This is a genomic window from Citrobacter sp. Cpa228 (assembly GCF_030333085.1).
Classification (GTDB): Bacteria; Pseudomonadota; Gammaproteobacteria; order Enterobacterales; family Enterobacteriaceae; genus Citrobacter; species Citrobacter pasteurii.
Window position 1 is genome coordinate 1 of record NZ_JAOWGQ010000053.1, and the last position, 16,770, is coordinate 16,770.

A 16,770-nucleotide genomic window follows, 5' to 3' on the forward strand; every position below is an offset into this window, starting at 1 on the left:
ATGGTGCATCCGGGAGGATTCGAACCTCCGACCGCTCGGTTCGTAGCCGAGTACTCTATCCAGCTGAGCTACGGATGCAAATGGCGGTGAGGCGGGGATTCGAACCCCGGATGCAGCTTTTGACCGCATACTCCCTTAGCAGGGGAGCGCCTTCAGCCTCTCGGCCACCTCACCAACACGCCTCTTGCGAGTGCTTCGAAGAACTTGTTTCTGCTCATCGTCGCTGCGTGGCGCACATATTACTTTCTGGGACTTATAAGTCAAACAATTTTTCCAGAGCTTTTATCGTTTGCACATTTCACGCGCAATTAGTCTGCAAAAACGGCAAAAAGAGTGTTTTATCAACAGATAAATTGGCGATTTCCTGAAGGAGTGAACAAACGGAAACTTCGCAGGAAAAGGCATTACGCGCAGTGGAATCGAAAAAATGGGGAAGACGAAGAAGAAAAGAGAAGAAAAAGAGTAACTCAATCAGGTTGCGCCTCACCAGACAGGTGAGACGCGGAAACCTTAGTAACTGGACTGCTGGGATTTTTCAGCCTGGATACGCTGGTAGATCTCTTCACGATGGACAGAAACTTCTTTCGGGGCGTTGACGCCAATGCGCACCTGGTTGCCCTTCACCCCTAAAACTGTCACGGTGACCTCATCGCCTATCATGAGGGTCTCACCAACTCGACGAGTCAGAATCAGCATTCTTTGCTCCTTGAAAGATTAAAAGAGTCGGGTCTCTCTGTATCCCGGCATTATCCATCATATAACGCCAAAAAGTAAGCGATGACAAACACCTAAGTGTAAGCAGTCACGGCATCACATTCTGTTAAACCTAAGTTTAGCCGATATACACAACTTCAACCTGACTTTATCGTTGTCGATAGCGTTGATGCAAACGCTGCGGATTGAAGTCCGCAGCGTCGACTTACGCTTATAATTTTTACAGTTTTGCGCTAACCCAGCCTTTCACACTGGCTAACGCTGCCGGCAGAGCAGCAGCATCCGTACCACCGGCTTGCGCCATGTCCGGACGACCACCACCCTTGCCGCCTACCTGCTGAGCGACCATCCCAATCAGTTCCCCTGCTTTCACGCGGTCTGTCACATCCTTAGACACGCCCGCAATCAGAGAAACCTTACCTTCAGCAACTGTTGCCAGTACGACAACAGTAGAACCCAGCTGATTTTTCAGATCATCAACCATGGTACGCAGCATTTTCGGTTCAACGTCCGCAAGCTCGCTGACCAACAGCTTCACGCCGTTGATATCAACTGCTTTGCTGGAAAGGTTCGCACTTTCCTGCGCTGCGGCCTGTTCCTTCAATTGCTGCAATTCTTTTTCGAGCTGACGCGTACGTTCCAGTACGGAACGAACTTTGTCACCGATAGTCTGGCTATCACCTTTCAGCAGCTGCGCAATATCGCTTAAGCGATCGCTCTCAGCATGCACGGTATTCAGCGCGCCTTCACCGGTCACGGCTTCGATACGACGAACGCCCGCAGCGGTGCCAGACTCGGAGATAATACGGAACAGACCGATATCGCCCGTACGGCTGGCGTGAGTACCACCACACAGTTCGGTAGAGAAATCACCCATACTCAGAACACGCACGTGGTCATCGTATTTCTCACCAAACAGCGCCATTGCACCTTTGGCTTTCGCCGCCTCGAGATCCATGATGTTCGTTTCAATCGGCAGGTTACGACGAATTTGCGCATTCACCAGATCTTCAACGGCACGGATTTCGGCAGGCTTCATCGCTTCGGTATGCGAGAAGTCGAAGCGCAGCACTTTATCGTTAACCAGTGAGCCTTTCTGCGCCACGTGCGTGCCCAGAACCTCGCGCAGCGCCGCATGCATCAGGTGCGTTGCGGAGTGATTGAGACGGATCCGCGCACGACGCGCTTCATCCACATCAGCCTGCACCGCATCGCCCACTTTCAGAGAACCCGCAGACAGTTTGCCGATGTGACCAATCGCCTGACCATATTTTTGCGTGTCGTTCACGGCAAATGCAAAACCAGCACCTTTCAGTTCGCCTTTATCGCCAACCTGACCACCGGACTCTGCATAGAATGGCGTCTGGTCCAGAACAACGACAGCGTCCTGACCGGCGTTAATGGCATCTACCGCTTTACCATCAACAAACAGCGCGGTGACTTTGCCGTTCAGTTCCAGGTACTCGTAGCCTTTAAATTCAGAAGCACCATCAACGCGAATCATCGCATTGTAGTCTGCACCAAAGCCGCTGGCTTCACGCGCACGACGGCGCTGTTCTTCCATTGCAGCTTCAAAGCCAGCTTCATCAACCTTAATGTTACGCTCGCGGCAAACGTCTGCCGTCAGATCAACCGGGAAACCGTAGGTGTCATACAGACGGAATGCGGTTTCGCCGTCCAGCGTATCGCCGGACAGTTTCGCCAGTTCTTCATCCAGCAGCGCCAGACCACGCTCCAGCGTACGCGCAAACTGCTCTTCTTCGGTTTTCAGAACCTGCTCAACCATAGCCTGTTGACGCTTCAGCTCTTCGCCCGCAGACCCCATCACGTCTACCAGTGGACCAACCAACTTGTAGAAGAAGGTATCTTTCGCACCCAGCATGTTGCCATGACGTACCGCGCGACGAATGATACGACGCAGCACATAGCCACGGTTTTCATTCGACGGAACAACGCCATCGGCAATCAGGAACGCACAGGAACGGATATGGTCGGCGATAACGCGCAGTGACTTGTTGCTCAGATCGGTCGCGCCGGTGACTTTCGCCACGGACTCAATCAGTGAACGGAACAGGTCAATTTCATAGTTGGAGTTAACGTGTTGCAGCACGGCCGCAATACGCTCCAGACCCATACCGGTATCCACGGACGGTTTCGGCAGCGGTTCCATGGTGCCGTCAGCCTGACGGTTGAACTGCATGAAGACGATGTTCCAAATCTCAATGTAGCGATCGCCATCTTCTTCCGCGCTTCCCGGAGGCCCACCCCAAATGTGGTCGCCGTGGTCATAGAAAATTTCGGTGCACGGACCGCAAGGACCGGTATCACCCATCTGCCAGAAGTTGTCGGAAGCATAAGCTGCGCCTTTGTTATCACCAATGCGGATGATACGTTCGCGCGGAATACCGACTTCTTTTTCCCAGATTTCATAGGCTTCATCGTCAGTTTCATAGACGGTGACCCACAGACGTTCTTTTGGCAGGGCAAACCAGTTTTCACCGGTCAACAGTTCCCATGCGTATTGAATGGCGTCGTGTTTGAAGTAATCGCCGAAGCTGAAGTTGCCCAGCATTTCGAAAAAGGTATGGTGACGTGCAGTGTAACCGACGTTTTCCAGGTCGTTGTGCTTACCGCCCGCCCGCACGCAACGCTGCGAGGTGGTTGCGCGGGAATAATTACGCTTGTCGAGGCCAAGGAAAACATCCTTGAACTGGTTCATCCCGGCGTTGGTAAACAACAAAGTAGGGTCATTGTTCGGTACCAGGGAGCTGCTGGCAACTACCTGATGTCCTTTACTATGGAAAAAATCGAGAAACGCCTGACGGATCTCAGCGGTGCTCTTGCTCATAATTATCCTGAAGAAATCAAGCTAACGAAATGTCATTACCAGCATCGGCATGCAAACTGCGCCTCTGGCAATCGAAAAGTGGGAATAAGATAAGTTTTCTTTACTGGGAAGTAAAATCCCGTATGCGCTCAATCGTCAAAATTTCGCCATATTGCCTGAATATCTTCCATCAGATAGCCGCGATAGAGCAAAAAACGCTGGACCTTTATCTTATCTGAAAAATCCACAGGTAAAGGTTCTCCGTATTTCCGGACGGCCTGCTCACGCGCAAGCAGCGCCCAGTCAATTTCACATTCGCACATAGCACGCTCAATGGCCTTACGCGCGATCCCTTTCTGATTTAGTTCCTGGCGCACGCGGGCAGGTCCGTAGCCCTTACGGCTACGGCTGGCGATAAACTGCTGAACAAATCGGTCATCATCAAGATAACGGCTTTCAATACACCAGGCGATGACCTTGTCATAATCCTCCGGCGTAGCATCAATGTCTTCCGGTCCATTTTTTCCCATCACCGGAGCGGCCAGCTTGCGCCGCAGTTCCTGCTCGCTGTGATCGCGCATCGCAAGTATTCGCACGGCGCGGTCAAGTAATCGGGAGTAAGCAGAGCGGCGGGAAGTTGAATCTGTCATATTGAGCCTTCAGAAATGGAAAAGGGCTGCATGATATGCAGCCCTTTTGTATGCGATTGCGTCAGACTATCAGAAATCTTCGTTGGTTTCTGCTACGTCTTCACCACTGTCATCAACGGAGAAATTGGGCGTTGAATCCTGGTTATTGAGCAGTAACTCGCGTAATTTTTTCTCAATTTCTTTTGCGGCAGCCGGGTTTTCTTTCAGCCAATTGGTTGCGTTCGCTTTACCCTGACCGATTTTCTCACCGTTATAGCTGTACCATGCACCGGCTTTTTCAATCAGCTTCTCTTTCACGCCCAGGTCAACCAGTTCGCCGTAGAAGTTGATACCTTCGCCGTAAAGAATCTGGAATTCAGCCTGTTTAAACGGTGCTGCAATTTTGTTTTTCACGACCTTAACGCGGGTTTCGCTACCGACCACGTTATCGCCCTCTTTCACCGCGCCAATACGACGGATATCCAGACGGACGGAGGCGTAAAATTTCAGGGCATTACCACCGGTAGTGGTTTCCGGGTTACCGAACATAACGCCAATCTTCATACGAATCTGGTTGATGAAAATCAGCAGCGTGTTGGACTGCTTCAGGTTACCGGCCAGCTTACGCATTGCCTGGCTCATCATACGTGCCGCAAGACCCATATGAGAGTCACCGATCTCACCTTCGATTTCAGCCTTCGGCGTCAGTGCAGCAACGGAGTCAACAACGATAACGTCGACTGCGCCAGAACGCGCCAGCGCGTCACAGATTTCCAGAGCTTGTTCACCCGTATCCGGCTGAGAACACAGCAGGTTATCAATATCAACGCCAAGCTTACGCGCATAGACAGGATCCAGCGCGTGTTCTGCATCGATGAACGCACAGGTTTTACCTTCGCGCTGTGCGGCGGCAATAACCTGTAATGTCAGCGTTGTTTTACCGGAGGATTCTGGCCCGTAGATTTCGACGATACGGCCCATTGGCAAACCGCCCGCGCCCAATGCGATATCCAGAGAAAGCGAACCGGTGGAGATGGTTTCCACGTCCATGGAACGGTCTTCACCGAGGCGCATGATGGAGCCTTTACCGAATTGCTTTTCGATCTGGCCCAGCGCTGCCGCCAACGCTTTCTGTTTGTTTTCGTCGATAGCCATTAATTACTCCTGTCATGCCGCTTTCGGGTTAAACCGTGAAACGTGATAGATAAAGTTCTGTTGAGGCAATTATACTGTATGCTCATACAGTATCAAGTATTTTGTAGAAATTGTTGCCACAGGGTGTGTAACGCATACGCAGTCGCCTGACGGCGTACCGACTCACGGTCGCCGCTAAAGCATTCCCGGCGGGTAATCCCCTCGCCGCTTGCGCTGGCAAAGGCAAACCATACCGTCCCCACAGGCTTTTCTTCGCTACCGCCATCGGGTCCTGCGATACCGCTAATCGAGACGGCGAAGTCTGCACGGGCGGCTTTTAGCGCGCCAATCGCCATTTCAACGACCACCGGTTCACTCACCGCCCCATGCTGAGCCAGCGTTTCTTCGCGCACGCCAATCATCTGCGCTTTGGCTTGGTTGCTGTAAGTGACAAACCCGCGTTCAAACCAGGCGGAGCTTCCGGCAATATCCGTAATAACTTTAGCCACCCAGCCGCCGGTGCAGGATTCCGCCGTCGTCACGGTTGCACCGCGCGTTTTCAGCGCCAGGCCAACCTGCTCGCTTAACTGCATCAGTTCACTGTCGGTCATTTCAGCCTCTGTCAGTTAAAAAAATATGCCGGACAAGATAGCACTTTCATAACCAATGTGGGGATGAGGAGAACGTTTTACGAGGGGGATTCCAAAAATTGCTCCGTTGCAGAAATAAGACCTGCCGGATAGCGATGCCAGAGCATCTTATCCGGCCTGCAAGTAAAATCTTCCTGTAGGCCGGTAACGCGCGATTACTGCACACGCGCCAGCGCCACCGCCTGGCCCAATTGCCACACGGCCATCGCGTAATGCGTGCTGTGGTTGTAACGGGTGATGGTGTAGAAGTTCGGCAGTCCATACCAGTACTGGTAGCCGGTGCCAACATCCAGACGCAGCAGGCTGGCCTGCTGATGATTCCCCAACGACTGCTGCGGTGTCAGGCCAGTAGCGGCAAGCTGAGAAATGCTGTATTGGGTTTTAAAGCCATTCGCAAGACCCGGTGCCTGTCCATTTGCAGGTACTGCCACGGTATCGCCTTTCACCCAGCCGTGCCCTTTGAAATAGTTCGCCACGCTACCGATGGCATCAACCGGATCCCACAGGTTAATGTGACCATCGCCATTGAAATCAACGGCATATTGTTTATAGGAAGATGGCATAAACTGGCCGTAGCCCATTGCCCCCGCGAAAGAACCTTTCAAATCGAGCGGATCGTCGCTTTCATCCCGCGCCATCAGCAGGAAGGTTTCCAGTTCGCCAGAGAAGTATTCCGCCCGACGAGGATAGTTAAACGACAGCGTCGCCAGCGCATCCAGAATCCGCGTTTTACCCATCACGCGGCCCCAGCGAGTCTCTACGCCAATAATGCCAACGATAATTTCCGGCGGTACGCCGTAGACCTGCCACGCGCGGTTCAGGGCATCTTCATATTGGTTCCAGAACGCCACACCATTTTGCACGTTGTCCGGGGTGATGAACTGTTTGCGATAGCGCAGCCATGCGCCGTTAGGTCCGGCTGGCGGCTGCGTTGTGGGTGCCTGGCGATCCATCAGACGCAATACTGAGTCCAGGCGCTTGGCCTGCGACAGGATTTCCTGCAACTGCTGGCGGTCAAAACCATGCTTGTTCACCATTTTCTCAATGAACTGCTGCGCGTTCGGATTATTGGCAAAATCGCCGCCCGTTTGCATGACATTGTGCTGCGGCTCAAGCAGGAATCCGCCGGATGGCGTACCCGTAGTCGTTTGAGTCTCTGAAGGTTTAGGTTTGCTGCTACAGGCAGCGAGCAATACGAAAAGGGGAAGTAACGCTACATAACGACGCTTGAACATGAGACATCCATTAAACAAATTCAGCCTGGGGGAAGTATGGTAAAGCATCCTCCGTCACACAAGGAAGCAGTTGTCGCTCTCCTTCACAGAATTTCCCCCCTCTTGCACTTCCGCCCGGCACAATTGCGAGCCTTCACGCATTATCTTTCAAATTAAAATATTTATCTTTCATTTTGAGATCAAAATAACACTTTTAAATCTTTCGATCTGATTAAAATTAATTACCGTTTGGCAAGATAACTAAAAACCCCTACAGGAGAGAATAATGATCGACACCATCACACTCGGTGCTGAGTGGTTTATCGGGTTGTTCCAGAAAGGCGGAGAGGTCTTTACCGGCATGGTGACCGGTATTCTCCCCCTGCTGATCAGTTTGCTGGTCATCATGAATGCGCTGATTAACTTTATCGGTCAGCAGCGTATTGAACGTTTTGCCCAGCGCTGCGCCGGAAACCCGCTGTCCCGCTACCTGCTACTGCCGTGCATCGGCACATTCGTTTTTTGTAACCCTATGACGCTGAGCCTGGGCCGCTTTATGCCGGAAAAATACAAGCCCAGCTACTACGCCGCCGCCTCTTACAGTTGCCATTCAATGAACGGCTTGTTCCCACACATTAACCCCGGCGAACTGTTTGTTTATCTGGGGATCGCCAGCGGACTGACTACGCTGGGCCTGCCGCTCGGCCCGCTCGCGGTGAGCTATTTGCTGGTCGGTCTGGTAACCAACTTCTTCCGCGGCTGGGTAACCGATTTCACTACCACCATCTTTGAGAAAAAAATGGGCATCCAACTTGAGCAGAAAGTCCATCTGGCGGGGGCAACATCATGACGCATATTCGTATTGAAAAAGGTACCGGCGGCTGGGGCGGCCCGCTTGAACTGGATGCCGTTCCGGGCAAGAAAATTGTCTATATCACTGCCGGAACGCGCCCGGCGATTGTCGACAAACTGGCGAATCTGACCGGTTGGCAGGCCGTTGATGGCTTCAAAGAAGGTGAACCGCCGGAGAATGAAATTGGCGTGGCGATCATCGACTGCGGCGGCACGCTGCGCTGCGGGATCTATCCAAAACGTCGTATCCCGACGGTGAATATTCACGCTACGGGTAAATCCGGCCCGCTGGCTCAATACATTATCGAAGATATCTATGTCTCTGGCGTAAAAGAAGAAAACATTACCGTTGTCGGTGAAGCGTCCGCTACACCAACGCCGACAAGCAGCACTATCGGTCGCGATTACGACACCAGCAAAAAAATCACTGAACAGAGCGATGGCCTGCTGGCAAAAGTTGGGATGGGTATGGGTTCCGCCGTTGCGGTACTGTTCCAGTCCGGACGCGACACGATTGATACGGTGCTGAAAACCATTCTGCCGTTTATGGCATTCGTCTCGGCGCTGATTGGCATCATTATGGCTTCTGGTCTGGGAGACTGGATCGCCCATGGACTCGCGCCACTGGCCAGCCATCCTCTGGGACTGGTGACGCTGGCCCTGATTTGTTCTTTCCCGCTGCTGTCGCCTTTCCTCGGCCCCGGTGCGGTCATCGCCCAGGTTATCGGGGTACTGATCGGCGTGCAAATTGGTCTGGGAAATATCCCGCCACATCTGGCGCTACCGGCCCTGTTCGCCATTAACGCCCAGGCTGCATGCGACTTTATTCCTGTCGGGCTGTCGCTGGCCGAAGCGCGCCAGGACACGGTTCGCGTCGGCGTGCCATCGGTTCTGGTGAGTCGTTTTCTGACCGGCGCGCCTACCGTTCTCATCGCCTGGTTTGTTTCCGGCTTTATTTACCAATAAGAGGCACCCAAAAATGACCGTGATTTATCAGACCACCATCACCCGCATCGGCCAGAGCGCCCCGGATGCACTCAGCGACCAGATGTTGATTACCTTTCGTGAAGGCGCGCCCGCGGATATCGAGGAGTTTTGCTTCATTCATTGCCACGGCGAGCTGAACGGTTCGTTGCAAGCTGGGATCCAGTTCGAACTAGGCCAGCATCACTATCCGGTCACGGCCGTTGGCAGCGTGGCGGAACAAAACTTACGTGAACTGGGACATATCACCCTGCGTTTTGACGGACTGAGTGAAGCGGAATTCCCCGGCACCGTACACGTTGCAGGCCCCGTACCGGACGGTATCGTGCCGGGCTGTATTTTGAAGTTTGTTGCTTAAGATTGAAGGAGATAAAGATGAATCAGGTTGCCGTTGTCATTGGTGGAGGCCAGACCCTTGGCGCATTCCTTTGCCGTGGGCTTGCGACAGAAGGATACCGCGTCGCGGTGGTGGATATTCAAAGCGATAAAGCCGCCAACGTGGCGCAGGAAATTAACGCCGAATTTGGCGATGGCACCGCCTACGGTTTTGGCGCCGATGCCACCAGCGAGCAGAGCGTGCTGGCGCTGTCGCGCGGAGTGGATGAAATATTTGGCCGCGTCGATCTGCTGGTTTACAGCGCGGGTATCGCTAAAGCCGCGTTTATCAGCGACTTTCAGCTTGGGGATTTCGACCGCTCGCTGCAGGTGAATCTGGTTGGCTACTTCCTCTGCGCACGTGAGTTCTCACGCCTGATGATTCGCGATGGCGTTCAGGGACGCATTATCCAGATCAACTCCAAATCAGGGAAAGTGGGCAGTAAACACAACTCAGGCTATAGCGCGGCAAAATTTGGCGGCGTGGGCTTAACCCAGTCACTGGCGCTGGATCTGGCGGAATACGGCATTACCGTGCATTCACTGATGCTCGGCAATCTGCTGAAATCACCGATGTTCCAGTCGTTATTACCGCAATATGCAACCAAGCTTGGCCTCAAGCCAGACGAAGTGGAGCAGTACTACATTGATAAAGTGCCACTCAAACGCGGCTGCGATTATCAGGACGTGCTGAACATGCTGCTGTTTTACGCCAGTCCAAAAGCCTCTTACTGCACCGGGCAGTCCATCAACGTGACCGGCGGTCAGGTGATGTTTTAATGTTGAATTGCCGGATGGCGGCTGTGCTTATCCGGCAAAATCAAAGGAGTACATTATGGTTTCAGCACTGATTACCGTCGCCGCTATCGCCTGGTGTCTGCAACTGGCGCTCGGTGGCTGGCAAATATCCCGCTTTAATCGGGCTTTCGATAAGCTCTGCCAACGGGGTCGGGTTGGCGTGGGGCGCTCCGGCGGACGTTTTAAACCCCGCGTGGTGATCGCCATTGCGTTAGATGAGCAGCAGCGGATTACCGATACGTTATTTATGAAAGGTCTTACGGTATTCGCCAGACCGGGCAAAATTGCCACAATAATGGGCAAACATCTTGATGAATTACAGCCTGATGTGATCTTTCCCCATGATCCGCTTTCGCAGAATGCACTATCATTGGCGCTTAAACTGAAACATGGGTAATTTCGTTGTGAATGCTAATAGCTTGCGAAATTATCATTTTGCAACCTATACCCTAAATAATTCGAGTTGCAGGACGGCCAACGCACATGCAACTTGAAGTATGACGGGTATATACATAAGTCAGGGTAATCACGCCTATGAAACCTCGTCAGCGTCAGGCTGCCATACTGGAGCACCTGCAAAAGCAGGGAAAATGCTCAGTTGAAGAACTGGCCCACTACTTTGACACCACCGGTACGACCATTCGCAAAGATCTGGTCACTCTGGAAAATGCCGGAACCGTCATTCGCACCTATGGCGGCGTAGTATTGAATAAAGACGAATCCGACCCGCCAATCGATCACAAAACGCTGATCAATACGCATAAAAAAGAGCAAATTGCCGAAGCCGCCGTTCGCTTTATTCACGATGGCGACTCCATTATTCTGGATGCGGGCAGTACGGTGCTGCAGATGGTGCCGATGCTCAGCCGCTTTAGCAACATCACCGTCATGACCAACAGCCTGCACATTGTCAACGCGCTTTCAGAGCTGGACAACGAGCAAACCATCCTGATGCCCGGCGGGACATTCCGTAAAAAATCTGCGTCATTTCACGGTCAGCTGGCAGAAAACGCCTTTGAGCAGTTCAGCTTTGATAAACTCTTCATGGGCACCGACGGCATCGATCTTAATGCCGGTGTGACCACATTTAATGAGGTGTTTAGCGTCAGTAAAGCGATGTGCAATGCCGCTCGCGAAGTCATTCTGATGGCTGACTCGTCAAAATTTGGGCGCAAAAGTCCCAATGTTGTGTGCAGTCTGGAAAGCGTCGACAAATTGATTACCGATGCGGGTATCGACCCTGCATTTCGTCAGGCGCTGGAAGCAAAAGGGATTGAAGTAATCATAACCGGAGAAACCAATGAGTGATGCACTACTGAACGCGGGCCGTCAGACGTTAATGCTGGAGCTACAGGAAGCCAGCCGACTACCAGAACGACTGGGCGATGATTTTGTCCGCGCTGCCAATACTATCATCCACTGTGAAGGCAAAGTGATTGTTTCCGGGATTGGCAAGTCAGGCCATATTGGCAAAAAAATCGCGGCAACCCTCGCCAGCACCGGCACACCCGCCTTTTTTGTGCATCCGGCAGAAGCGCTGCACGGCGACTTAGGCATGATTGAAAGCCGCGATGTCATGCTGTTTATCTCCTACTCCGGCGGGGCTAAAGAGCTGGATCTCATCATTCCACGCCTGGAAGACAAATCCGTCGCTCTGCTGGCCATGACCGGAAAACCGACCTCGCCGCTGGGTCTGGCAGCCAAAGCGGTGCTGGATATTTCAGTAGAGCGTGAAGCCTGCCCGATGCGCCTGGCGCCAACCTCCAGCACCGTCAACACGCTGATGATGGGCGATGCGCTGGCCATCGCCGTGATGCAGGCGCGCGGGTTTAACGAAGAAGATTTCGCCCGTTCCCATCCGGCAGGTGCACTGGGTGCGCGCCTGTTAAATAAAGTGCATCACCTGATGCGCCGTGACGATGCTGTACCACAGGTAACGCTCACCACCAGCGTCATGGATGCGATGCTGGAACTTAGCCGTACGGGTCTTGGCCTGGTGGCAGTCTGCGACGATGCCTCGCTGGTAAAAGGCGTCTTTACCGACGGCGACCTGCGCCGCTGGCTGGTTGCCGGTGGGGCGCTCACCACTGAGGTTAGCGAGGCGATGACCCACAATGGCGTTACGCTGCAGGCGCTGAGCCGCGCCATTGACGCCAAAGAAGTCCTGATGAAGCGCAAAATCACCGCCGCACCGGTGGTCGATGAAAACGGTAAACTCACCGGTGCTATCAACCTGCAGGATTTCTATCAGGCCGGTATTATCTAATCCTTCAGCCCCAGACGTTTCGCCAGCCGGTGCAGGTTGGCGACGTCTGTTTCCAGCGCCCGCGCGCTCGCCGCCCAACTGTGATTATTTTGCGCCATCGCCCGGCGGATCATCTCCCGCTGGAATGACTCCGTTGCTTCACGCAAGTTATGATGCAGCGGAACCTCAGGAAGAACCTCCGGCGGCGGGACAGAACTGTCATCCTGTAAAGCAAAATGCTGCGTTTCCAGAACCACTTCACCCCCTGCCCTTGTCGCCCTTGCCAGAACCACCGCCCGGTGAATGGCATGTTCCAGTTCGCGCACGTTTCCGGGCCAGCCGTAACTCAACAGATGGCTACGCGCACCGGGGCTTAACACTACGCGGGAAAGTCCCAGCCGCAGCCGACATTGCTCGCAAAAATAGCCGGCCAGCAGCACCACATCTTCGCCGCGTTCACGCAGCGGCGGCACGAAAAGGGGAAAGACGCTCAGCCGGTGGAACAAATCCGCACGGAAATTTCCGGCCAGCACCTCTTCGCGTAAATCACGGTTGGTTGCTGCCAACACGCGTACGTCAACGCGCAGGCTGCGATCGTCACCCACGCGCTGAATATCACCGTACTGCAACACGCGCAGCAGCTTAGCCTGTAGCGCCAGCGAGAGTTCGCCAATCTCATCTAAAAACAGCGTCCCGTTATCGGCCATTTCAAACTTACCGCTACGATTGCTGATAGCCCCGGTAAAGGCCCCCTTTACGTGACCAAACAGTTCGCTTTCCGCTACGCTTTCCGGCAACGCAGCGCAGTTCAGGTACACCAGTGGATTTACCGCACGCGGCGAACCTTCATGGATAGCTTTAGCCACCAGTTCCTTCCCGGTTCCCGTCTCACCGCTGATCAAAACATTGAGATCGGAGCCCGCAACAATCTCGATCTCTTTTTTCAGTTGCATCATATTGGGCGACAGGCCAATCATCTGGGTTTCCGTCACCTGCTCGAAGGCCGTTGACGAGCCTGGCAGCATGTTCTGGCTTTCCAACTGTTCAATCAGCAGCGCATTACTGAGCGCGCCCGCCGCCAGCGCGGCAATCAGCCTGAGTTCTTCATCGCTGAACACATCGAACTGATCAGGCTCCATGCCATCCAGCGTGAGCGCCCCGATCAGATTTTGTCCGGCAAACAGCGGCAATCCGATACAGGCATGCACCTTCAGGCTCTCCTGGCCTGGGATCAGCCCGTCGTAAGGATCGGGCAAATCGCTGTCGGCAGGAAAACGTACCACGTCTCCGGCACGGGCAATCGCTTCCAGACGAGGATGCCCTTCCAGCGTAAAGCGCCTGCCGAGAACATCCTGCGCCAGCCCATCGATTGCCAGTGGAATAAACTGTCGCGACTCATAGCGCAGCAATGCCGACGCATCGCACTCCAGTACCTGACGCAGGGTGGTTATCAGGCGTTGAAAACGATCCTGATGTCCAATACCGCTTTGTAATTCAATGGCGATGCCCGCCAGCACGTCTACGGAAAAGCTCATGGCTACCTCATTGTCATTTTGACAATTCATATTGTCATATTGACAATAAAATACATAGTCATTTTGACTACCACCTTATAGGCAATAAACAGTAAACACTTTAAAATCAAATAAATACAAAGTTGGCACACAACCTGCAGTTAGCAAAACATCTTTTTTGAAAAACGCTGAATTAATTGAGGTTGCTATGTCTATTCTGGTTAAAAATAACATTCATTGGGTTGGCCAACGTGACTGGGAAGTGCGTGATTTCCACGGAACTGAATACAAAACACTGCGCGGCAGCAGCTACAACAGCTATCTCATCCGTGAAGAAAAAAATGTCCTGATTGATACCGTAGACCACAAGTTTAGCCGTGAATTCGTGCAGAACCTGCGCAGTGAAATTGACCTGGCAGATATCGACTACATCATCATTAACCACGCGGAAGAAGACCATGCCGGTGCGCTGACCGAGCTGATGTCCTGCATCCCGGACACGCCAATCTACTGCACCGCTAACGCCATTGACTCTATTAACGGACACCATCATCACCCGGAATGGAACTTCAACGTGGTAAAAACTGGCGACAGCCTGGACATCGGCAACGGTAAACAACTGATCTTCGTTGAAACGCCGATGCTGCACTGGCCGGACAGTATGATGACCTACATGACCGGCGACGCCGTGCTGTTCAGTAACGATGCCTTCGGCCAACACTACTGCGACGAACGTCTGTTTAACGACGAAGTTGACCAGACCGAGCTGTTCGAACAGTGCCAGCGTTACTACGCCAATATCCTGACGCCGTTCAGCCGTCTGGTGACGCCGAAAATTACTGAGATCCTCGGCTTCAACCTGCCGGTCGATATGATTGCCACTTCCCACGGCGTAGTGTGGCGCGACAACCCGACACAAATCGTTGAGCTGTACCTGAAATGGGCGGCGGATTATCAGGAAGACCGCATCACCATTTTCTACGACACCATGTCCAATAACACCCGCATGATGGCGGACGCAATTGCCCAGGGCATCAACGAAGTCGACCCAAATGTAGCGGTGAAAATCTTTAACGTCGCCCGTAGCGACAAAAACGAAGTCCTGACCAACGTCTTCCGCTCTAAAGGCGTGCTGGTCGGTACTTCCACAATGAACAACGTGATGATGCCGAAAATCGCTGGTCTGGTGGAAGAGATGACCGGCCTGCGTTTTCGTAACAAGCGTGCCAGCGCCTTTGGTTCACACGGCTGGAGCGGCGGTGCAGTAGACCGTTTGTCCACACGTTTGCAGGATGCCGGTTTCGAGATGTCGCTGAGCCTGAAGGCCAAATGGCGTCCGGACCTCGATGCGCTGGAACTGTGCCGCCAGCACGGCCGTGAAATTGCGCGTCAGTGGGCGCTTGCTCCACTGCCAGAAACCCCTGTCAAAGCCGCATCCAAAGAAGAAGAGTGCGCCTGCGCCGCTGCGGCTGCCGCCGATCTTGGTCCCAGCATGCAGTGCAGCGTGTGCCAGTGGATTTACGATCCAGCAAAAGGTGAGCCGCTGCAGGATGTCGCACCGGGTACACCATGGAGCGAAGTTCCGGACAACTTCCTGTGCCCGGAATGTTCATTAGGTAAAGACGTCTTCGACGTACTGGCAACGGAGGCAAAATGAGTCACGGCATTGTCATCATTGGTTCGGGCTTCGCCGCCCGCCAGTTAGTCAAAAATATCCGGAAGCAGGATGCGAATGTTCCGCTGACCTTGATTGCCGCGGACAGCATGGATGAGTACAACAAGCCCGATCTCAGCCATGTTATCAGTCAGTCGCAGCGTGCAGACGACCTCACCCGCCAGTCGGCGGGGGAGTTTGCCGAACAGTTTAATTTGCGCCTGTTCCCACATACCTGGGTAACCGACATCAACGCCGATGCCCACGTAGTGAAAAGTCAGGACAAGCAGTGGCAGTACGACAAACTGGTGCTGGCGACAGGGGCTTCAGCCTTTGTACCACCGGTTAGTGGGCGTGAGTTAATGCTTACATTGAACAGCCAACAAGAGTATCGCGCCTGTGAAACGCAGTTGCGTGACGCCCGGCGAGTGCTGATTGTTGGCGGTGGCCTGATTGGTAGCGAACTGGCGATGGATTTCTGTCGTGCCGGTAAAGCGGTGACGCTTATCGACAACGCCGCCAGCATTCTGGCCTCGTTAATGCCGCCGGAAGTCAGCAGTCGTTTACAGCATCGTCTGACCGATATGGGTGTGCATCTGCTGTTGAAATCCCAGCTTCAGGGGCTGGAAAAAACGGCCTCGGGTATTCGCGCCACGATCGATCGTAGCCGCAACGTAGAAGTCGATGCGGTGATTGCCGCCACCGGCCTGCGCCCGGAAACCGCGCTGGCGCGTCGCGCCGGATTGAACATCAATCGTGGCGTCTGCGTCGACAGCTACCTGCAAACCAGCCACCCGGACATTTATGCCCTCGGCGACTGTGCGGAAATTAATGGTCAGGTTCTGCCGTTCCTGCAGCCGATTCAGCTGAGCGCCATGTATCTGGCGAAGAACCTGCTCGGCGGCAATGCGCCATTGAAGCTGCCAGCGATGCTGGTAAAAGTCAAAACGCCAGAGTTGCCATTGCATCTGGCCGGGGAAACCCAGCGCCGCGATCTAAACTGGCATATTGCCGCCGAAGCGCAGGGTATGGTAGCCCGAGGGATGAACGACGAAGGTCAATTGTGTGCCTTCGTCGTCAGTGAAGACCGGATGAAAGAGGCCTTTGCGCTGCTGAAAACGTTGCCCGTGTAAGTCTGTGATGCCGGATGGCGCCGCTTCTCGTCTTATCCGGCCTACGA

16 protein-coding genes and 2 tRNA genes are annotated in these 16,770 nt (G+C 53.5%); 9 read left to right on the forward strand and 9 right to left on the reverse strand.

Features of this window, described 5'->3' with window-relative positions; genetic code table 11:
- Position 1 precedes the first annotated feature (1 nt).
- From OGX91_RS16085 to mltB, 8 genes are all read right to left on the reverse strand, one after another.
- Positions 2-78 (reverse strand) — tRNA-Arg (locus OGX91_RS16085).
- A gap of 3 nt (positions 79-81) precedes the next feature.
- A tRNA-Ser gene (locus OGX91_RS16090) sits at positions 82-174 on the reverse strand.
- 336 nt (positions 175-510) lie between these two features.
- Positions 511-696, reverse strand: coding sequence for a carbon storage regulator CsrA (csrA, locus tag OGX91_RS16095; RefSeq protein ID WP_000906486.1), 186 nt, complete (start codon positions 694-696; stop codon positions 511-513).
- Positions 697-934: 238 nt separating this feature from the next.
- Positions 935-3,562 carry an alanine--tRNA ligase gene (gene alaS / locus OGX91_RS16100; RefSeq protein ID WP_040232253.1) on the reverse strand — a complete coding sequence of 876 codons (2,628 nt, stop codon included), beginning with the start codon at positions 3,560-3,562 and terminating at the stop codon, positions 935-937.
- Between the two features lie 128 nt (positions 3,563-3,690).
- On the reverse strand, positions 3,691-4,191 hold the full coding sequence (recX, locus tag OGX91_RS16105) for a recombination regulator RecX (protein ID WP_286626839.1): 501 nt from the start codon (positions 4,189-4,191) through the stop codon (positions 3,691-3,693).
- A gap of 69 nt (positions 4,192-4,260) precedes the next feature.
- The gene (gene recA / locus OGX91_RS16110; protein WP_286626840.1) at positions 4,261-5,325 is read right to left on the reverse strand and encodes a recombinase RecA; all 1,065 of its coding nucleotides are present in this window, start codon (positions 5,323-5,325) and stop codon (positions 4,261-4,263) included.
- A 92-nt stretch (positions 5,326-5,417) separates the two neighbouring features.
- Positions 5,418-5,915 carry a nicotinamide-nucleotide amidase gene (pncC, locus tag OGX91_RS16115; protein ID WP_005130547.1) on the reverse strand — a complete coding sequence of 166 codons (498 nt, stop codon included), beginning with the start codon at positions 5,913-5,915 and terminating at the stop codon, positions 5,418-5,420.
- A 194-nt stretch (positions 5,916-6,109) separates the two neighbouring features.
- The gene (gene mltB / locus OGX91_RS16120; RefSeq protein ID WP_199947067.1) at positions 6,110-7,189 is read right to left on the reverse strand and encodes a lytic murein transglycosylase B; all 1,080 of its coding nucleotides are present in this window, start codon (positions 7,187-7,189) and stop codon (positions 6,110-6,112) included.
- 265 nt (positions 7,190-7,454) lie between these two features.
- On the opposite strand from mltB, the gene srlA reads away from it, so the two are divergent.
- The 7 genes from srlA to gutQ all read left to right on the forward strand — a co-directional run bounded on the left by srlA (position 7,455) and on the right by gutQ (position 12,443).
- Entirely contained in the window at positions 7,455-8,018 is a 564-nt protein-coding gene (srlA, locus tag OGX91_RS16125) for a PTS glucitol/sorbitol transporter subunit IIC (protein WP_003037339.1), read from the forward strand.
- Positions 8,015-8,986, forward strand: a complete 972-nt coding sequence (gene srlE, locus OGX91_RS16130; RefSeq protein WP_040232249.1) for a PTS glucitol/sorbitol transporter subunit IIB — start codon at positions 8,015-8,017, stop codon at positions 8,984-8,986. Before srlA ends, srlE begins: the two co-directional genes overlap by 4 nt.
- 13 nt (positions 8,987-8,999) lie before the next feature.
- Entirely contained in the window at positions 9,000-9,362 is a 363-nt protein-coding gene (gene srlB, locus OGX91_RS16135) for a PTS glucitol/sorbitol transporter subunit IIA (RefSeq protein WP_005130554.1), read from the forward strand.
- A gap of 17 nt (positions 9,363-9,379) precedes the next feature.
- Positions 9,380-10,159 (forward strand): sorbitol-6-phosphate dehydrogenase, encoded by a 780-nt coding sequence (srlD, locus tag OGX91_RS16140; protein WP_005130555.1) that lies wholly within the window; start codon positions 9,380-9,382, stop codon positions 10,157-10,159.
- A gap of 55 nt (positions 10,160-10,214) precedes the next feature.
- Positions 10,215-10,574, forward strand: coding sequence for a transcriptional regulator GutM (gene gutM / locus OGX91_RS16145; RefSeq protein ID WP_005130557.1), 360 nt, complete (start codon positions 10,215-10,217; stop codon positions 10,572-10,574).
- Positions 10,575-10,711: 137 nt separating this feature from the next.
- Positions 10,712-11,485: a glucitol operon DNA-binding transcriptional repressor SrlR gene (gene srlR, locus OGX91_RS16150; protein ID WP_005130558.1), complete on the forward strand. Its 774-nt coding sequence runs from the start codon at positions 10,712-10,714 to the stop codon at positions 11,483-11,485.
- The gene (gutQ, locus tag OGX91_RS16155) at positions 11,478-12,443 is read left to right on the forward strand and encodes an arabinose-5-phosphate isomerase GutQ (protein WP_199947068.1); all 966 of its coding nucleotides are present in this window, start codon (positions 11,478-11,480) and stop codon (positions 12,441-12,443) included. The genes srlR and gutQ overlap by 8 nt, the downstream gene beginning before the upstream one ends.
- On the opposite strand, the gene norR is transcribed toward gutQ, so the two are convergent.
- Complete coding sequence (norR, locus tag OGX91_RS16160; protein ID WP_040232246.1) at positions 12,440-13,957, reverse strand: nitric oxide reductase transcriptional regulator NorR; 1,518 nt, start codon at positions 13,955-13,957, stop codon at positions 12,440-12,442. The genes gutQ and norR overlap by 4 nt on opposite strands.
- Positions 13,958-14,144: 187 nt before the next feature.
- Here norR and norV point away from each other — a divergent pair, with 187 nt between their 5' ends.
- Together norV and norW are read left to right on the forward strand one after the other, a co-directional pair.
- Complete coding sequence (gene norV / locus OGX91_RS16165; protein ID WP_005130565.1) at positions 14,145-15,593, forward strand: anaerobic nitric oxide reductase flavorubredoxin; 1,449 nt, start codon at positions 14,145-14,147, stop codon at positions 15,591-15,593.
- Entirely contained in the window at positions 15,590-16,723 is a 1,134-nt protein-coding gene (gene norW, locus OGX91_RS16170; RefSeq protein ID WP_199947069.1) for an NADH:flavorubredoxin reductase NorW, read from the forward strand. The genes norV and norW overlap by 4 nt, the downstream gene beginning before the upstream one ends.
- Positions 16,724-16,770: the final 47 nt, after the last annotated feature.

Coding starts and splice junctions, on each gene's coding strand:
- norR (WP_040232246.1), bottom strand. CDS start 13,957: ATGAGCTTTTCCGTAGACGTGCTGGCGGGCATCGCCATTGAATTACAA.
- srlR (WP_005130558.1), top strand. CDS start 10,712: ATGAAACCTCGTCAGCGTCAGGCTGCCATACTGGAGCACCTGCAAAAG.
- csrA (WP_000906486.1), bottom strand. CDS start 696: ATGCTGATTCTGACTCGTCGAGTTGGTGAGACCCTCATGATAGGCGAT.
- norV (WP_005130565.1), top strand. CDS start 14,145: ATGTCTATTCTGGTTAAAAATAACATTCATTGGGTTGGCCAACGTGAC.
- alaS (WP_040232253.1), bottom strand. CDS start 3,562: ATGAGCAAGAGCACCGCTGAGATCCGTCAGGCGTTTCTCGATTTTTTC.
- norW (WP_199947069.1), top strand. CDS start 15,590: ATGAGTCACGGCATTGTCATCATTGGTTCGGGCTTCGCCGCCCGCCAG.
- gutM (WP_005130557.1), top strand. CDS start 10,215: ATGGTTTCAGCACTGATTACCGTCGCCGCTATCGCCTGGTGTCTGCAA.
- srlB (WP_005130554.1), top strand. CDS start 9,000: ATGACCGTGATTTATCAGACCACCATCACCCGCATCGGCCAGAGCGCC.
- srlA (WP_003037339.1), top strand. CDS start 7,455: ATGATCGACACCATCACACTCGGTGCTGAGTGGTTTATCGGGTTGTTC.
- mltB (WP_199947067.1), bottom strand. CDS start 7,189: ATGTTCAAGCGTCGTTATGTAGCGTTACTTCCCCTTTTCGTATTGCTC.
- srlD (WP_005130555.1), top strand. CDS start 9,380: ATGAATCAGGTTGCCGTTGTCATTGGTGGAGGCCAGACCCTTGGCGCA.
- recX (WP_286626839.1), bottom strand. CDS start 4,191: ATGACAGATTCAACTTCCCGCCGCTCTGCTTACTCCCGATTACTTGAC.
- srlE (WP_040232249.1), top strand. CDS start 8,015: ATGACGCATATTCGTATTGAAAAAGGTACCGGCGGCTGGGGCGGCCCG.
- gutQ (WP_199947068.1), top strand. CDS start 11,478: ATGAGTGATGCACTACTGAACGCGGGCCGTCAGACGTTAATGCTGGAG.
- recA (WP_286626840.1), bottom strand. CDS start 5,325: ATGGCTATCGACGAAAACAAACAGAAAGCGTTGGCGGCAGCGCTGGGC.
- pncC (WP_005130547.1), bottom strand. CDS start 5,915: ATGACCGACAGTGAACTGATGCAGTTAAGCGAGCAGGTTGGCCTGGCG.